The following is a 16,917-nucleotide window of genomic DNA, read 5'->3' as shown; positions in this document are numbered from 1 at the left end:
CCCGAACCTGTCCCGTGGCGGACAGGACAGGCTCGGGACCGGTACGCGAACCACGCCCCTCAGCGGCAGTTCCAGACGACCGCCTGGATCACGTTGTCGGAGTCCTCACTCTGGCCGACGACGATCCGCCCGTCGTCGCTCATCGTCAGGGCTCGGTCCCCGTGCATCGGCTTGTGCGGCTCGATCAAGGGCAGCTCGACCGTGGTGGTGTCGGTGACCAGCGCCAGGCGTCCGTCCGGCAGCGAACCGTTGGCCCAGCCCTGCCCGTTGCCGTAGTCCGGGCCGAACGCGCCGGTCGGGAAGTCGACGAACTCGTTCGTCGGCAGGTAGTAGCGGGCGGCGGTCATGGCCTGGTCGCCGTTCTCGTCATAGCGGACCGCTGTGCCGATGATCCAGCCGTTGCGGATGCTCCTCGGTCGGAACTCGTCCGCCGGCTGGCCCTGCACGGTCGGCTTCGGCAGTTCCCGTACCGAACCGTCGGGCAGCCACAGGTAGCCCGACGCGCGACTCATGCCGGATCGAGGGTTCTTCGGCGTACCCGGATCCTGTGACGCGGGCGAGCCGGGGTTTCGGGGGATCTCCCACACCACACCGGCGACGGTGCCGTCCTCGTCGATGCCGGCGACCTGGCCTACCCAGCCGGCACCGGGCAGCGGCAGGTCGACCGGCTGGGCCGACGCGTTGGGCCAGAGGATCGGTTGTGAACCCACCACGGCCTCGCCTCGTACCCCGACGATCTGCCCGGCGTCGTTGATCCCCCGTGCCTGCGCGCTGCCCTTCGCGGGCAGCGGACTGACCTTCCCGTCCCGGTAGACGTAAGCGTGCGGCCCGTCGCCGAGCCAACCCGAGCCGACGGCCACGCCGGACGAGTTGATGTCGTCCAGGGCCTGGTCGGCGCCGGGTAGGACGACCCGGTGCGGTACCCCGTTGTCCCAGATCAGGATCGGATAGCCGGCCCGCTGCTTTTCCGGGTAGGTCCGGCCGGCGATGAAGCGCCCGCTCGGGTCGGCGCCGGTGACCAGGCTCATCGGTTCCTTGTCCGGCAGCGGCAGCCGTTTCACGGAGCAGCCCGTGGGCGGCGCCACGCTCGGCGCCGGCCGGGTCGCGGCGGGCGTGCTGGCCGCGGGCTCGGCGGCCTGCTTTCGCGGCGCGGACGGCTCCGGGCGCAGCGCGGTCAGCGCGACGGGCACGGTCGCGACCATGACCGCTACCAGTACGACCGCGCCCCCTCCGCCGAGCGCGCGTCGGGTCCGGCGGCGTCGTCCCCCTTCGATGATCGCCCTGTCGAGGTCCACCCGACTCGGGGTGCTCGGCTCGTCGTCGAGCCGGCGCAGCAGGGCGATCGCGTACTCGTCTTCGTTGTCCATCTCTCATCCTTCCCGTGTCGTTGCGACTGCTCCGCATGGGACTGGGACTGCTCCGCGTGGGACTGGGACTGCTCCGCGTGGCACCGTGACGGCGCCGGCGATCTCCTGGTCGCCCAGGAGTCGGCGCAGCGCTTTCAGCCCGTGCGAGGCCTGGCTCTTGACCGTGCCCGCGGAACAGCCGAGCATCTCGGCCACCTCGTTCACCGGCAGGTCGTGCAGGTAGCGCAGGACCAGGACGGCTCGCTGCCGCGGGGGCACCTTGGCCAGCGCGGCGTGCAGTATGGTCCGGTCCTCGGTGGGCTGGTCGACGCTGGCGTGCACGTCGGGTGTCGTGCCGAAGAGGCGGACCTTCCACCAGCCCTTGCGCTGACTGTCGAGGAAGACGCGTACGAGGATCACCCGTACCCAGGCGTCGAGCGAATTCGCCCTCGACGACTTCGCCCAGCTCAGGTAGAGCTTGGTGATCGCCTCCTGGACCAGGTCGTCGGCCTGGTGCTCGTCCCCGCAGAGCGAGTACGCCAGTCGGCGCAGTGCGGGCAGCCGTGCGGTGACGTACTCGACGTATTCCCGTTCCGATCCATCGCGCATCCGGCGCTACCTCCCTGGCATCCCCTCTTCTGACGGGCGCCACCGGGAATCGGTTGTACGGCTCCGCCACACACGACGGCCAACAGCAGCGGCGGCCGACCCGGTTGGTTCCGGGCCGGCCGCCGCCGGTTGTGCTGACCGCTGTCCCGGTCAGCCTTCGGGGTAGTTGACGATGGTGCTGGTGCCGTACGAGCCGACGACCGGGGTGCCGGCGTCGTTGATGGTCCGCTCGATGCCGCCGCTGCCGTCGAGGAAGACGGTGATCATGTTGTGGAACTTGACCTTCGGGGTCTGCGGGACCTCGATGCCCCGGTCCGCGCGGATGTCCACTTCCTGGTTGAAGTACGAGTAGACGCCGAGACCCCAGGCTTCGTGTTCGCGTACGTGCCGGCCGACCTTGTACGAGGCGTAGCCCTTGCCGGTGGGGCTGGTCCAGGCGGCCTGGCTCGGCGGGTCGTAGGGCAGTTCGCTCTGGTAGAAGATGGTCCGGCCGTCCTCGCCGTTCCAGATGGTCTGGTACTTCTGGTAGTGCTCGACGAAGAGCCCGTACGCGGTGACGTCGTCACCGTTGATCACGACACCGGTGTCGGCGGTGTTCTGCGACCAGCCGATGCCGTTGCCGTGGTCGCCGCGCCAGGCCCAGATGTTGTCGATGATGGTGTCGTCGCTGTTCACCACGAGGCTGGTCTTGGCCTTGCCGACCCAGGGCCCGCCGATGCGGAAGAAGACGTCCTGCAACGAGATCGGGTTGCTGGAGTGGTTCTTGCGGCTGTGCTTGTCACCGATCTCGACCAGTACGTCGGACTCGCGGGCACCGGCGTCGACCAGCACACCGGCGATCCGTACGCCGTCGACGTCGTCGACCCGCAGCGCGGCGTCACCGCGGTCCGGGGCGAGGCTCGGCATGCCGAGGCCGAGCACGATGGTGTTCTTGTGCTTGACCCGCAGGGCCCGGTCGAGGTGGTAGACGCCGGGGGTGAGCAGCAGGTGCTTGCCCCGGGCCAGCGCCTTGTTGATGGTGTGTTCGCTGTCGGACGGCTTGGCGATGTAGAAGTCGCCGATCGGCAGCGAGTAGCCCTGCTGGCGCTGTCCGTCGCCCCAGGTGGTGCCGGAGGTGTTGTGCCGCAGGGTCGGTACGAAGACCCGGTAGTCGCCCCGGGCGTCGACGTACAGGTAGGGCTTCTCGCGGGTGACCGGGCTGGTCGGCAGCGTGGTGTACGGCGGGTTCGGGAAGCCCGTCTCGGGTGCGCCGACGACGCCGGAGAAGACCTGGTTCCAGACGCCGTTGGTCCAGACGTCGCCGAGTTGGCTGTCGCGGGTGAGCCACTGCTGCTGGGAGCCGTTGATGGTGACCCCGTCGACCTTCGAGTCGGCGATGTAGCCGCCGCTGGAGAAGCCGGCGTTGCCGGGTTCGAGCCAGAGTACGCCCTTGATGTGCACCCGGCGCATCGGCGACGCCTGCGACACCGCCCACTGGTTGGACCAGTCGGTCGGCGTCACGGACAGGTTCTCCGCCGACCGCCAGAAGTTCGTCAGGGCGGAGATGCCGGCGGCGGAGCCGGGGTCGGGCTGGCCGATGACGCGTACGGCGCCGCGGATGTCGACGTCGTCCGGCGACTGGCCGAGGCCGGCGACGGTGGTGTAGTAGCCGAGTTTGCCGTTGACGTCGTACTGGCCGGGCTTGAACAGGATGGCGTACCTGTTCGTACCCATCTCGTTCTCTTCCTGCTGCGCGAAGAGTTCGTCGAACTTGGCCTGGATCTGGGCGACCGGGGTCGACGGGTCGTAGACGAAGACGTTGGGTCCGAAGTCGGGGCGTCCGCCCCCGTGTGCGGCGGCGCTGCCGGCCAGCGGCACGAGGCCGCCGGCGGTGAGCAGCGCGGCCGAGGAGATGACGGTGCCGAGGCGGCGCAGGGTGCCACCGGTACGCGGGCGCGCGGTCGTGCGTACGCCCTGGTCTTGAATGGGTTTCATCGACCTGCCTGTCGGGGACGGCGGCGAGTCGTCACCGGTCGACGGAGAGAGCGCTCTCTCCGTCGGCCCGGCCCGGTCCAAGCCGCGAAGGAAGGGATCGGTGTGTTTCTACCCCGTCGATCGTGTCCCGCGCTATAGCTGGCACGACCATTTGCCAACCCGATTCACGAACCGCCCGTGTCCACAGGGGACAGAGCTGCCATTAATCGCGCTATATCCGGCGGTGCTCCGCCGTGGCCTGGGTCGGCACCAGTCCGTCGGTCCGCTCCGCGGCCACGTACCCCGGGGCGTCGGGCAGATCGTCCAGGAAGTCGAGCGACGGTACGAAGAAGAGGTTTCCGGTCACCGCGGTCGAGAAGTCCAGGATCCGGTCGTAGTTGCCCGGCGGGTCGCCGACGAACATGTTCGTCAGCATCCGCTCGGTGACGTCCGGCGTGGCCGAGTACGCGATGTAGTACGTCCCGAACTCGCCTCGCCCCGGCGACCCGAATGCCATGTTGTCCCGCAGGACCTGCTGCTGCTGGCCGTCCGGCCCGGTGATCACGTTCAGTGCGACGTGCGAGTTGGCCGGCTTGACCGCCTCGTCCAGCTCGATGTTGTCGAGCTTGGTCCGCCCGATCACCTTCTCCTGCGCCTCGACCGGCAGCGCGTTCCACGCGGTCAGGTCGTGCAGGTACTTCTGCACCATCACGTAACTGCCACCGGCGAAGTCCGCGTCCTCGTCGCCGATCACCACCGCCCGGTGCGCGGCCGTACCGGTGGGGTTCTCCGTACCGTCGACGAAGCCGAGCAGGTCCCGCCCGTCGAAGTACTTGAACCCGTACACCTCGTCGACCATCCGCGCCGCACCGTCGAGCCGCTTCATGATCTGCGCGGCCAGTTCGAAGCAGAGGTCGAGCTGCCCGGCCCGCAGGTGGAACAGCAGATCGCCGGGGGTGGCCACGGCACGGTGCCGGGAGCCGGCGATCTCCCGGAACGGGTGCAGCCCGGCGGGTCGCGGCCCGGTGAAGAGCCGGTCCCAGGCAAGCGAGCCGATGCCGGTCACGCAGGAGAGCGCGGCCGACTCGGCGCGGGAGCCGACCGACCGTTGCAGCCCGGCGATGCCGCCGAGCAGGTCCCGTACGGCCTGCTCCCCGCCGGCGTCGATGGTGACGACGAGGAACATCGCCGAACTGGTCAGCGGGCTGAGTACCGACTGCGGCGTGACCGGCTCGACCGGATGTTCCGGCATCGTCATCGACGCTTCCTTCCCTACGCGCCGGCCGGGATGTGGGTGGCCCGGACCGGTGATCCGATCAGTGCCGCCGCGCGGGGATGCCGACGCGGCGCCGGTGGCATGCCGACCACGAATTCGGGGAACATGCCGTAGAACGTACGGGCGCTCTCGATCTCGAAGGTGTGTGCCTTCGACCAGCGGAACGAGTTGGTGGCGCGGGCCCAGTGGTGGGTCCACCGGACGTCGCCGATCAGCGCCACCGGTTCCCCGTGCCGCCAGGCGCGCAGACCGAGTTCGTGGTCCTCGTAGTAGAGGAAGAACCGCTCGTTCCAGCCGCCGATGCGCATGAAGTCCGCCGTACGCGCGGCGACCGCGGCGCCCATCACCCAGGCGACCCAGATCGCCTCGCCGGGGTCGGCGATCAACCGGTACGAGGCGTGCATCTGCGACAGCGGCCAGATCTTCCGGTTGCCCAGCTTCGCCGTGGCGTACGGGAAACCGCGCCCGTTGGGCTGCAGGGTGCCCGCCGAGGAGAGCAGCTGCGGGGCGGCCAGTCCGCCGTGCACCTCGAGATGCGCCCGCAGTACGTCGAGCCCGTCCGGGCCGACCTCCAGGTCCGGGTTGGCGAACAGGACGTACTCGGTGGTCACCTGACGTACGGCGACGTTGTTCGCCTTGGAGAAGCCGACGTTCTCCGGCAGCTTGATCACCCGCGCGCCCAGCTCCTGCGCGACCTCGACCGAGTCGTCGGTCGAGTTGTTGTCGACGACGATCCACTCGTACGGCTTCGCGCCACCCCAGCACTGCCTCAGCGCGTCCGCCGAGTTGTAGGTGACGGTCACGACACTCCACAGGTGACTGGTCATCCCGCTCTCCGAACCCTCAGGTAGCCCAACAGGGAGACGATCCCGAACCGTGCTCCGGTCCACTGCCGACGCGCACCCGGCCCCTCCCGGAGGCCGTGCAGCACGCCGCGCAGGAACGGCCGCAGCAGACCCTGCCGGATCCGCCGCAGGGCCAGGCCGCAGTGCGCCACCACGATCAGCGGGATCGCGAAGACCATCAGTGGCCAGGTGAAGGTCCTGGACGCGACCAGGACCCGATTGCGGGCGAGCAGGAAGGCCCGGAACCCGAGCAGCTTGTTGTCGCCCTCGACGCTGTGGCCGCCCGCGTGCGGCAGCACCAGGTCCATCTTCCGGGTACGCAGACCGCTGGCGTACAGCCGGAACGCCAGGTCGGCGTCCTCGCCCCAGGCGAACAGGTGCTCGTAGAAGCCGCCGAAGCGGCGGAAGAGTTCGGTCGGGAAGACGGCGGCGCCACCGGAGGGTCCCAGTGGTCCGCGCGCCGCCCCGGCCGGCCGGTCGATGAACAGCGAGATCGGGTTGAGGTCTATGCCGACGTACTCGCCGCCGTGCATGGCGAGACCGACCGCGATCGGTACGCCGGGGTCCTCCGCGATCGCGGCGCAGATCCTGGCCAGCGCGTCCTCGGGCAGCCACACGTCAGGGTTCAGCAGCAGCACGTGCCCGTCCGGTACGGCGGCGACCGCCCGGTTGCAGCCGGCCGCGAAGCCCGGGTTCGACGAGTCGGGCAGGTAGGTGTACCGGTCCTCGTCGAGACAGCCGGCGATCACCTTCTCGCAGCCGTCCTCGGGCCAGTTGTCGGCGAAGATGAAGTTCACCGGGAGCCCGGCGGCACTGCGTACCCAGGTTGGCAGCGTGTCGGCGAGCATGTCCGCGGAGCGGTAGAGCACCGTGACGACGGTCAGCGCTTCCACGCGGGCATCCTCAATCTCGTCCGGCTGCTGACCAGATAGAGCGCCACGAGTACGGGCACGATGGTCAGCCAGATGGGCTGCAACAGCGGGTAGTACTCGTACACCCCGAAGGTGGCGTAGTAGATGACGATCGCTCGGGCGATCTGCAGGGCCGGGTTGACCGAACCTTCGAGTCGACGATCGACGACACCGACGAGCAGACCGGTAAGGGCCAGGAAGACGGCCGCTCCGATCGGCCCGTAGTCCATCAACGGTATGGCGACGAACGTGGCGGTGTTCATGTAGAACGGCCGGCTCTGCTGGGCGGTGATCGCGTACAGGTCGGCGTGACCCCACAGGCGGTCGCCGATCGATCCGGTGAACGTCAGCGAGTAGCGCCCCCAGGCCGGCTCGTGCCGGTTACGGTCCTCCCACAGCCGGCCGAACGTCTCGGTGGACGAGCTGAGTGACAGATCCAGGGAGCCGACGCTGGTCGAGATCGCGCTGCCGCCGTACTGCGAACGGAACTGGTCCTCGAACTTGCCGGTGCCGGCGAGGGTGCGCTGACCACCGAGATAGACCGCCGCGCCGAGCGCGACCAGCCCGATCAGCAGCACCACGAGCGATGCCTTGAGCGGCGGTTTCCGTATCGCCGACGGACGCCGGGTGGAGAGCGCGGCCACCAGGGCGGGCACGATGCCGACTAGGACCGAGTTCTTGCTCGCGCCGAGGGCCGCACCGAAGGTGAAGACCACCACGAGCAGGAAGAACGCCACCCGGTTGTGACGCGGACCGCTCAGCGCCCGCAGCAGCGAGATCGCCATGCCGAGCGTCCATGCCTCCGAGAACACCCCGACGAAGATGTTCGACCGCAGCCGCACGATTTCCCGCGCCGCGTCCGGGTTTTCGGCGAACACCGGGGGCAGTTCGCCGCGGAACTTCAGCGCCGCCCCGATCAGGGCCATCACGAAGAGGACCAGCAGGAAGGCGGCCAACTGACGGTCGGTCGGCCAGCTCAGTTCGGGTCGCGGCAGACCGGCGAACATCCGGCGTCGCGGAGCGACAGCCGGTGCCCGCTCCGCCGGCTCGGCTTCGGGCGCTGCCGAACCGTGCGCGGTCGTACCGGGCCACGTCGCCGCCTCGGCCGGTGCCGCCAAGGGCTGCGCCCGGCGCCGGTCGGCGAGCCGCCGGCCGACGTACCAGGCGACCAGGAAACAGGCGACGAAGACGCCCAGCACCGGGATCGCGGCAGGTCCGGACGGGGAGTCGTACGGTCCCGGGATCCGCAGTACGAAGGTGAAGACCAACGCCCAGGCGGCCGTGCACACGGCCAGCCAGATGCTCGTACGGACGGCGATGATCGCCCCGGCGACGAACGCGGCCACCACACCGGCACCGGCGTCGAACAGGTAGATGGGGACAACCACCAAGACTGCCACCACCCAGAGGGCGATGTGCAGACCGCGCGCCGAGCTGGCTCCGATGGTCTTCACAGGAGCGACCGGTAAAGACTCTGCCATCGCTCCACGCATCGATCGAAGGCGTATTCTTTCGCGTACCATTCGGCGACCGCTCTTCTCCGCTCCGGCGGTGCCGTCGTGACCGCCTCGCGAATCCCGACAGCGATCGACGCGGGTGCCAGGTCGGTCCGGAAGGCCAGGGTTCCGGTGCCTTCCCGGGTGACCTCCGCCAAGCCGCCGACGCCCGAGTGGACAACCGGCACCCCGAGTGACATCGCCTCCAGCGCGCTGAGACCGAAGGCCTCGACGCGGGAGGGGACAACCAGGCAGTCGACCTGGCGCAGGAACTCCGCGGCGTTGACCCGGCCGACCAGTTCCAGATTCGGCTGGTCGGCGATGGGTAGCGCGCCGTTACCAGCGATCTTGAAGTCGAATTCGGGCATCAGCGCCGCGACCTCGGGCATCAGGTCGGCGCCCTTCTCCGGCTCCACCCTGCCCAGGTAGCCGACGACGAGCCGTCGGGACGGCGTCGAATCCCGCGGCTGCGGGCTCGGCCAACTGTCCGGCAGCGGGTTCGGGATCAGGTGCACGTTGCTGACCCGGCCCCGGTTGCGCAACTCCTCGGCCTCGAACTCCGACACCGCGACCGTCGCGTGCGGTCGCAGACGGCGCATCGCCAGATCGAGGCTGATATTGGACTGGATCGCGACCTTCCGCTTCAGCGAGGGTGCGGTGTCCCGGAACTGCCAGAGGCTGGTGTGCATGGTGACCACCAGCGGCGTGCGTCGGCGCTCGATGGTCAGCGCGGCCCTGGAGTGCATCGCGGCCGAGAGCAAGTGCGCACAGACCACGTCCGGCTTCACCTCGTTGACCAGACGACGCAACTCCCGTACGTAGGTCAGGTCGATCCGGCTCGCCGCGCTCAGATCCACCCACGGCACCCCGGCATCCCGCAGCGAGGCGCCCACCTCGTCGTCGGAGGTGGCGGCGACGACGTCGACGTTCGTTCGCGCGTGCGCCGGAATGATCTCCGTCAGGATGCGCTCCGCTCCGCCGAACTGGCGCCTCCCGGAGCCACCGGTGGTGCAGACGAACAACACCTTCATCGGGCGCGGAGCCCTTCGATCGCTCCACGGGCGATCGCCCGGCGCACCGAATTACGGCCCACCGCCGCCCGCAGGAGCACCCCGCCCACGAAGGCGGTGCTGGCGACCCGGCCCCGACGGCCGCCCATCTGGCGGCTGGCCCGGATGAACTCCCGCGTCCGGCGCTCTGAGATCTCCTCCTCGGACCAGCGTCGCTTCGCTGTGACGTCGTCCTCGTGCATGATCACGGCATCCGGCAGGTACGCGAGCCGCAGGCCGCGTTGCCGTACCGCCCAGCAGAGACGCATGTCCTCGGCATAAAAGAACGAGGTCTCGTCGACGCCGCCGATGAGGTCGAAGGTGCTCCGGCGGAGCGCCACGAACGGACCGGTCAACCAGTCCGCCTTCTCCGGCTCCGCGATGATGCGCAGGCTCGGCACGACCAGACTCAACCCGGTGGCGTGGGCGAAGCCGACGCGCATGCTCAGGAAGCGACCGCCCTCCGTCTGCGACACCCCCTGCGGCGTCACGACACCCGGGAACGCCGCCCCGACGGTGTCGTCTTCGAGGGCCTCCAGCAGCCGTGCCACGGCGCCGTCGTGGACGATGATGTCGTTGTTCGACAGAATGACGTTCGCCCGGTTTGTATGGCGTACACCCAGGTTCATACCCCGGGCGTACCCTAGGTTCGAACCGGACTGGACGTACGTCACACCCTGCTCGGCGCAGAATTCGCTGAGCGCCTGCCTGATTTCCTCGGAACTGCCGTTGTCGACCACGACGATCTCGGCCTCGGGCGGCAGCGACAGGACGCACCGTCGGGTCCGCTCGAAGTCCTCCCAGGCGAGGACAACAATCGAGACATCCATCTCAAACCGTCCCATGGCTAGGCGGCTGCGGCTTCCGCAGTCCCGCTCGCGAGGCATATGCGTGTACGGCGTAGGCGAACGACGATGCGAGCGCCGCCGCGACCACGCCGCCCCAGGGGATGACCGCGAAGTACGCGGGCACCGCCGCGGCGAGCGTGATGACGGCCACGACCGTGGTCGCGTGCTCGCCACGCTTCTTGAGCAGCATGGCGCTCCAGGTCTTGCCGGCCGAGGTGGCCAGCGAGCCCGGCAGCAGGCAGAGCCCGAGAATCCAGGCGTGCCGGTATTCCGGGTTCAGGAAGCCGAGTACGGCGAGCCCGACGACGGCCGCCAGCGCAATGGGTAGGGCCGCCTTGACCACCGCACCGGTCCGGTCCGGCCCGTTCTCGGCGTCCCGGTCGGCGAGGATCTGCTGGGCCCGTACAACGGCTCCGGCCTGCGCGAATTCCAACGCGGCCACCGCCAGGGCGTAGATACCGAGCGGTCCGGCTCCGACGAACCTGGCCACCAGGATCTGGTTGAACCGGAGCGTCAGCATCTGTGCGAAGACCCCTACGTGAAGCTTGCCCACCGCGACCAGATCAGCGCGGTAATCCGCGCCGGTGGCAGTTGCCGCCGGCATCGGTCCGGCGCGCCACGCCAAGCGCAGTACGACACCACATACCGCGATGGCGCCGAGCCACTGAACCGCGAGCCAGACGATACTCCACAGGCCACCGTCGACCTGTCCCCGGGCATAGAGGATCGCGTACCCACCGACCAGGATCGCGCCGCTGATCGCGCGCATCGAATAGACCAGCCAGAAGTGTTTCTGGCGCAGCGCGAACGACGAGACGGTGTTGAAAATCGTCAGACCGATTGCTGCGCCGACACCGATCACATAGCTGCCGATGCCGGCGGCCGCGGTGAGTATCCCGGCGGCCACGCCGGACAGCACCACCGACGCGGCGAGGATCGCGAGCACCCAGTTGCGGCCACGGGAGAAGACCCAGCCACCTGGACGGGACAACATGTAGGTGTCGAGGGACAAGCCGCCGATGGCCGCACCGAGGGTGGCGCTGACCATGTTGGCGGCGAGTTCACCCCGCTCCGCCGCCGGCAGCGTGACCGACACGACCGCAGCCAGGCCGGTGAGACCGAGGGCGGCGATGTAGAGGCGTTCGGGGGAAAGCAGCCGCAGAGGCCGTCGGGACTTCGGCGTGGAACCTTCTGGTTCGCCGTCCTGGGCCGTGGTGGCGCGGCGCCTTTTGAGCAGGGTAACGCCCCCCACCGGGTCCTCCCCTACCAGAAGCGCGACGTAACTGTGTTTGGAACTTGGGATACGACGCAGTTCCGTCGTATGTCGCTCGCACTTTCTACCCGACCGCGCGAAGCCCTGCAACCGCCCCCCGAGCAAGTTCACTCGGTCACCGTTACCATCGCCCCGCCTGGCGACCCGGACGTTCCGAACGATCCGCGACCCAGGCAACCACCGTACGGGTTGCCTCGGTCACGTACCGCACATGGACGCTCTTTGACGGGGTTCGGGAACCACTCCGTCGAAGCGGCGCCTTATTTCTTGACGCCGGCCGCCAGGATCTCGGGGACCGAGTCACGGCGCATGGCGTCGTAGAGAAGCTTTGCCTGCTCCGTATTTGCCAGCACGACACTCTCGGTGCCCCGCGTACCGGTGCCCTCGGTGGGACTCGTCATGAACGTCAGGTTGCTGCTGCGCAGGTGCCGCAGGCTCATCGCCATGTCGGTGAGGGAGAGGGTGTCGTCCACCTTCACCGTGTCCGAGGACGCCTTGACGAAGGAGTTGAGTTTCGCCGGGTTGGTGAGCAGACCGCCGGACGCGGCCTTGTCCAGGATGCCCTTGATGACGTCCTGCTGGTGCCGGATCCGGGCCAGGTCACCGTCGGCGAAGGCGTGCCGCTCACGGGCGTAGTCCAGAGCCGCCGCACCGTCGAGGGTCTGCAATCCCTTCGTGAAGGTCCGCTTTCCGCTCGGGCTCAGCGAATAGGCGGTGGTGAAGCTCTTCTCCACGTCGACCTTGACCCCGTCGAGCGCGTCGACGATGTCCTTGAAGCCGGCGAAGTCGATGACCGCGACGTGGTCGACGCGTACGCCGGTGAACGACTCGACCGTCTGCACCATCAGCGGAATGCCGCCCCAGGCGAACGAGGCATTGATCTTCGCCTCCTTGTTACCACGGCGGCCGTCCTTTGACGCCGGCACGTGCACCCACGTGTCACGGGGGATCGAGACTAACTGCGCACTCGACTTGTCACCCGTCAGGTGGGCGAGAATGATCGTGTCGGTCCGGGAACCGGATTCGCTGCTGGGGTCACGGGTGTCACTGCCCAGTAGGAGGATGTTCATCGCGCCGTCGGCGACCTTCTCCGGCCGGGACTCCTCCGGCACCTCGTTGAACGCGTCGACCCGGGCGATGCCCGACTCGAGCGAGCGGAGGTAGAGGCCCGCGGCCATCGCGCCGCCGCCACCGAGCAGCGCGAACACCAGCGCGGTGATGAGGATGATCCGCTTCGTGCGTTGGTGCTTGGAGGGGGCTTTCTTGGTCTTCGCCCCTCCCCCTCCGGACATGTCGATAACCTGTGTCGAGTCGCGCTCCGCAAGCGGCGTACGGCGTGGCATGGACCCGATGCTACTGACTCCGTTCGCAGGACGCGTACCCTCGGTCCGCCCGTAGCACGACACTGGCGCTTATACGACTTTCGGTTCACGCAATGCCACCTTGGCGACACTGTCCGAACGCGGATCGGGGCGGCGGATTCGCCTGCCACGCAATGGAAACACGACCGTCACGACCTCTGGCGACCGGTCGTCAACCGCCAGGTGGGGAACGGCCGCGGGCCGGCTGCCATCCCCCACCTGGTCGGCGTACGGACAACAATTCACCCATCGACGGGTGACGTGACGTACTCGGTGTGCGACCGTGCGGAGCGATCTCCGCCGTCGCGCAGGAGGCGGTGCGGACCGGGACGTCGACGTCGAGGCGGCGGGCACCATCGAATAACCCGGTTCACTGCACTTAACCCGACAGACAGACGATCCGTGTGGACATGATCGGACTCCGCTCGGCGACGTCGGGCCCCGTACGGGCATTTGGACCAACCGATTTTGTTGATCACGAGCCACGACCTCCTGATTAGGCTCGCCGGACGTGACCGAATCCCACACCGTCGTACTCGCCGCCGTAACCGAACCCCCTCCGGTGTTCGTCGATACGACCGGGCGGCGGCGGCGATTCGTGCGCTACTTCGCGTACGGCGTGGGCGGGCTGGCCCTCACGTACACCGCCCTGGTCGGGGTCAGCCTGGCCGGCGGGCCGGTGAATCCCGGCTCCGTGCTGCCCTTCGCGGAACTGGTGGGACGACCACAACCGCCGCTGCCGAACCCGGTCCCCACCGCACCGGCCGACGCGACACCGACGGCGCAGCCGAGCACCAGCGGTGGCTCGGCCGTCCCCGACCGCTCGGTTCGACCGAGCGGGACCGCCACCGGCACCCCCGCCCGCACCGCGACCGCAACCGGCGGTCCGACCGTCACCCCGCCGGGAGCGACGGCGCCGGACCCCCACCCGCCGGTGATACCGGTGGTGCCGGTCGAGCCCACGCCGGCCGTCCCCGAGCCGCCCACCGAGCCGGACCCGACCCCGCCGACCGTGACCGAGCCGACCGGAGAGCCGCTCACCGACCCGGTGGCCGAGTCGGCCGCGTGATGTCCACTGCCCCGACCACGTCCGGCCGCCGCAAGCACACCGCATCGCCGGCATCCTCGAACACACCGAATCGGCGCATGGTGCCCCGCCCCAGCCGCGTCGTCCCCGCCATGCTGCTCGTCGTCCTCGTCAGCCTGCTGGCCGTCGAGGCGTACGTGAACGCGCAGTTCACGCCGGACGGCACCCACGACCGCCAGGGCCAGACCTCCGTCCCGGACGCGGTACGAACCGGCGGCCCGATCATCAACACCGGGTACGAATCGGTCCAGTCCTACCGGTTGCCGGCCAAGACGATCGCGCTCACCTTCGACGACGGCCCTGATCCACTGTGGACGCCGAAGATCCTCGACCTGCTCCACGAGCACCAGGTGCCGGCCACCTTCTTCGTCGTCGGCTCGCAGGTCGGCCGCTACCCCGAGCTGACCGCACGGATCGCGGACGGCGGTCACGAACTCGGCGTGCACACCTTCACCCACCCGAACCTGGCCGAGTTGCCGAGCTGGCGTCGGCGGATGGAGTACAACCAGACCCAGTTGGCGATCGCCAAGGCGACCGGGGTGAAGACCTCCTTGATCCGCTTCCCGTACTCGTCCCGAGCCGACGCTATCGACGACCGCAACTGGCCGCTCGTCCGCGAGGCCGGGGAGCTGGGCTACCTGACGGTGGTGAACGACACCGACAGCGTGGACTGGGCCCGTCCCGGTGTCGACGCCATCGTCCGCAACGCCACCCCCACCGGTGACAACGGCGCCATCGTCCTGTTCCACGATGCCGGTGGCGACCGTGCGCAGACCGTCGCCGCGCTGCACCGCTTCATCCCGGAGCTGAAGGCAAAGGGCTACCGGTTCACCACCGTCAGCCAGGGGCTCAACCTGAGCCTGGCGGAAACGACCACCCCACAGCAGGTGGTCGGGCACACCTCCGCACCGAGCGCCGACCGCTGGCGGGGCGCGGCACTGGTCTGGGCGGTTCAGATAGCCGACGGCACCATCGACGTACTCGGTGTGCTCTTTGTCGTCGTGGGCGTGCTGGCCATCGGGCGTACGGCGCTGCTCTTCCTGCTCGCCGGCCGGCACGCGCGCCGCCGGCGCTCCCCCGACTGGTCCTGGGGTCCGCCCGTGACCGAACCGGTCTCGGTGATCGTCCCGGCCTACAACGAGAAGGAGGGAATCGCCGCCGCGGTCCGGTCGCTCGCCACCGGCGACCATCCCGGCATCGAGGTCGTGGTGGTGGACGACGGTTCGACCGACGACACCGCCGACATCGCCGCCGCGCTCCGGCTACCCAACGTCCGGGTGGTCCGCAAGCCCAACGGCGGCAAGCCGAGCGCGTTGAACACGGGTGTGGCCCTGGCCCGGCACGACCTGATCGTGATGGTGGACGGCGACACCGTCTTCGAGCCCGACTCGATCCGGCACCTGGTCCAGCCGTTCGCCGACCCCCAGGTGGGCGCGGTGGCCGGCAACGTCAAGGTGGGCAATCGGCGCAGCCTGGTCGCGAAGTGGCAACACATCGAGTACGTCATCGGCTTCAACCTCGACCGCCGGCTCTACGAGACGCTGCGCTGCATGCCGACCGTACCCGGGGCGATCGGCGCGTTCCGTCGCTCCGCGCTGATGGGTGCCGGCGGCATGACCGACGACACCCTCGCCGAGGACACCGACATCACCATGGCCCTGTGCCGGGCCGGCTGGAAGGTCGTGTACGAGGAGAAGGCGCGTGCCTGGACCGAGGCACCGTCGACCCTCGGGCAGTTGTGGAAGCAGCGCTACCGGTGGAGTTACGGCACCATGCAGGCGATGTGGAAACACCGGCACTCGGTCACCGAACACGGCGCGTCCGGCCGGTTCGGCCGACGCGGACTGCCGTTCCTGGCCCTGTTCGGGGTGGCGTTGCCGCTGCTCGCCCCCGTGATCGACCTGCTCGCGATCTACGGCCTGTTCTTCTTCAACAGCATCGAGACGCTGCTCGCCTGGTCGGCCATGCTCGGGCTGCAACTCGTCACCGCGGTGGTGGCGTTCCGGCTCGACCGGGAGAAGCTCGGCCCGCTCTGGGCCCTGCCGCTGCAGCAGTTCGTCTACCGGCAGATGATGTACCTGGTGCTGATCCAGTCACTGGCCACCGCACTGACCGGGGCACGGTTGCGCTGGCACAAACTGCACCGTACGGGCCAGGCACTCGGCGCCGGCTCAGCCGGGTGAGCCGGCGGCGACCTCGGCGGGGGTGACGGCGGTGGCCCGTACGTGGATGACCACCTCGGGGTTGCCGGAGCCGAGCCGCCGGGCCCAGGAGGAACTCATCCGGTCCATCTCGGCACCACTGATCACCTCCGCCCCGGTGACCTGCCAGCCGTAGCCGGCCAGCCGCCCGGCGAGAACGGTGTCGACGTACTCGGGGGTGAGTTCGGGCAGCTCACGGATTTCCAACGGCACCGGGTCCCGCCAGATGCTGGTGCCGACGGTGATGTCGAGGCTCGCCCCGGGCCGGGCTACCGCCCGCAGCCCGGCGCAGACGTCCCCGTCGCCGTGCACGACGCCGCGCAGCAGCTTGCCCCAGGGCATCAGCACGGACACCTCGTCGGCGATCCCGTGCAGCTCGGCCGGCACGGTCTCGATCGCGGAGTTGACCAGGAGCAGGTTCGGCGCACCGCCCTTGGCCGGCTTGCGGCTGGCCCGCACGCTGGTCGGCGACATCCGCTGCCAGGCCGGGTCGATCCCGACCACCAGCCACTCCGGCTGGGCCTTGGCGAGCCGGTACGCGGTGCGCGCGTCGCCCGTACCGACGTCGACGATCACCCGAGCGGCTCGGGACCGGAGTTCGTCGAGAACCTCGCCGTCGGGCGTGACCAGGTGCTTGCCCTGTACGACCTGCATCCGACGAT

General features: G+C 69.1%; 14 protein-coding genes. 2 read left to right on the top strand and 12 right to left on the bottom strand.

What is annotated here, in order from left to right; all coding sequences use genetic code 11:
* Positions 1-59: 59 nt before the first annotated feature.
* The 11 genes from AB0J90_RS29760 to AB0J90_RS29710 all read right to left on the bottom strand — a co-directional run bounded on the left by AB0J90_RS29760 (position 60) and on the right by AB0J90_RS29710 (position 12,898).
* Positions 60-1,367, bottom strand: a complete 1,308-nt coding sequence (locus AB0J90_RS29760; protein WP_363601473.1) for a hypothetical protein — start codon at positions 1,365-1,367, stop codon at positions 60-62.
* A gap of 3 nt (positions 1,368-1,370) precedes the next feature.
* On the bottom strand, positions 1,371-1,955 hold the full coding sequence (locus AB0J90_RS29755; protein WP_363601471.1) for a SigE family RNA polymerase sigma factor: 585 nt from the start codon (positions 1,953-1,955) through the stop codon (positions 1,371-1,373).
* 150 nt (positions 1,956-2,105) lie between these two features.
* Positions 2,106-3,929: an adenylyl cyclase gene (locus AB0J90_RS29750; protein ID WP_363601469.1), complete on the bottom strand. Its 1,824-nt coding sequence runs from the start codon at positions 3,927-3,929 to the stop codon at positions 2,106-2,108.
* 211 nt (positions 3,930-4,140) lie between these two features.
* On the bottom strand, positions 4,141-5,166 hold the full coding sequence (locus tag AB0J90_RS29745) for a Dyp-type peroxidase (RefSeq protein WP_363601467.1): 1,026 nt from the start codon (positions 5,164-5,166) through the stop codon (positions 4,141-4,143).
* 14 nt (positions 5,167-5,180) lie between these two features.
* On the bottom strand, positions 5,181-6,011 hold the full coding sequence (locus AB0J90_RS29740) for a glycosyltransferase family 2 protein (RefSeq protein WP_363601465.1): 831 nt from the start codon (positions 6,009-6,011) through the stop codon (positions 5,181-5,183).
* The gene (locus AB0J90_RS29735) at positions 6,008-6,922 is read right to left on the bottom strand and encodes a glycosyltransferase family 2 protein (protein WP_363601463.1); all 915 of its coding nucleotides are present in this window, start codon (positions 6,920-6,922) and stop codon (positions 6,008-6,010) included. Before AB0J90_RS29735 ends, AB0J90_RS29740 begins: the two co-directional genes overlap by 4 nt.
* The gene (locus AB0J90_RS29730; protein WP_363601555.1) at positions 6,910-8,328 is read right to left on the bottom strand and encodes an O-antigen polymerase; all 1,419 of its coding nucleotides are present in this window, start codon (positions 8,326-8,328) and stop codon (positions 6,910-6,912) included. The genes AB0J90_RS29735 and AB0J90_RS29730 overlap by 13 nt, the downstream gene beginning before the upstream one ends.
* Before the next feature lie 62 nt (positions 8,329-8,390).
* Positions 8,391-9,467: a glycosyltransferase family 4 protein gene (locus tag AB0J90_RS29725; RefSeq protein ID WP_363601461.1), complete on the bottom strand. Its 1,077-nt coding sequence runs from the start codon at positions 9,465-9,467 to the stop codon at positions 8,391-8,393.
* A complete protein-coding gene (locus AB0J90_RS29720) occupies positions 9,464-10,315 on the bottom strand; it encodes a glycosyltransferase family 2 protein (protein WP_363601459.1) in 852 nt (283 codons plus the stop codon). Before AB0J90_RS29720 ends, AB0J90_RS29725 begins: the two co-directional genes overlap by 4 nt.
* Position 10,316: 1 nt before the next feature.
* Entirely contained in the window at positions 10,317-11,585 is a 1,269-nt protein-coding gene (locus AB0J90_RS29715; protein ID WP_363601457.1) for a hypothetical protein, read from the bottom strand.
* Between the two features lie 281 nt (positions 11,586-11,866).
* Complete coding sequence (locus AB0J90_RS29710) at positions 11,867-12,898, bottom strand: LCP family protein (RefSeq protein WP_363601455.1); 1,032 nt, start codon at positions 12,896-12,898, stop codon at positions 11,867-11,869.
* Between the two features lie 580 nt (positions 12,899-13,478).
* Between AB0J90_RS29710 and AB0J90_RS29705 the strand changes: the two genes are divergently transcribed.
* Both AB0J90_RS29705 and AB0J90_RS29700 read left to right on the top strand, forming a co-directional pair.
* Positions 13,479-14,036, top strand: a complete 558-nt coding sequence (locus AB0J90_RS29705) for a hypothetical protein (RefSeq protein ID WP_363601453.1) — start codon at positions 13,479-13,481, stop codon at positions 14,034-14,036.
* A gap of 110 nt (positions 14,037-14,146) precedes the next feature.
* A complete protein-coding gene (locus AB0J90_RS29700) occupies positions 14,147-16,237 on the top strand; it encodes a glycosyltransferase (protein WP_363601451.1) in 2,091 nt (696 codons plus the stop codon).
* On the opposite strand, the gene AB0J90_RS29695 is transcribed toward AB0J90_RS29700, so the two are convergent.
* Entirely contained in the window at positions 16,226-16,909 is a 684-nt protein-coding gene (locus tag AB0J90_RS29695) for a class I SAM-dependent methyltransferase (RefSeq protein WP_363601449.1), read from the bottom strand. The two genes, AB0J90_RS29700 and AB0J90_RS29695, sit on opposite strands and share 12 nt — an antisense overlap.
* Positions 16,910-16,917 lie beyond the last annotated feature (8 nt).

Source organism: Micromonospora sp. NPDC049523 (genome assembly GCF_040676775.1).
In the GTDB taxonomy this organism is placed as follows: domain Bacteria; phylum Actinomycetota; class Actinomycetes; order Mycobacteriales; family Micromonosporaceae; genus Micromonospora_G.
The sequence above is the reverse complement of the archived record's forward strand: the minus strand, read 5'-3'. Positions and strand labels throughout refer to the sequence as shown.

Bases quoted from the DNA above. Each gene is read 5' to 3' on its own strand.
- AB0J90_RS29760 (WP_363601473.1), bottom strand. From the start codon at position 1,367: ATGGACAACGAAGACGAGTACGCGATCGCCCTGCTGCGCCGGCTCGAC.
- AB0J90_RS29755 (WP_363601471.1), bottom strand. From the start codon at position 1,955: ATGCGCGATGGATCGGAACGGGAATACGTCGAGTACGTCACCGCACGG.
- AB0J90_RS29750 (WP_363601469.1), bottom strand. From the start codon at position 3,929: ATGAAACCCATTCAAGACCAGGGCGTACGCACGACCGCGCGCCCGCGT.
- AB0J90_RS29745 (WP_363601467.1), bottom strand. From the start codon at position 5,166: ATGACGATGCCGGAACATCCGGTCGAGCCGGTCACGCCGCAGTCGGTA.
- AB0J90_RS29740 (WP_363601465.1), bottom strand. From the start codon at position 6,011: ATGACCAGTCACCTGTGGAGTGTCGTGACCGTCACCTACAACTCGGCG.
- AB0J90_RS29725 (WP_363601461.1), bottom strand. From the start codon at position 9,467: ATGAAGGTGTTGTTCGTCTGCACCACCGGTGGCTCCGGGAGGCGCCAG.
- AB0J90_RS29720 (WP_363601459.1), bottom strand. From the start codon at position 10,315: ATGGATGTCTCGATTGTTGTCCTCGCCTGGGAGGACTTCGAGCGGACC.
- AB0J90_RS29710 (WP_363601455.1), bottom strand. From the start codon at position 12,898: ATGTCCGGAGGGGGAGGGGCGAAGACCAAGAAAGCCCCCTCCAAGCAC.
- AB0J90_RS29700 (WP_363601451.1), top strand. From the start codon at position 14,147: ATGCTGCTCGTCGTCCTCGTCAGCCTGCTGGCCGTCGAGGCGTACGTG.
- AB0J90_RS29695 (WP_363601449.1), bottom strand. From the start codon at position 16,909: ATGCAGGTCGTACAGGGCAAGCACCTGGTCACGCCCGACGGCGAGGTT.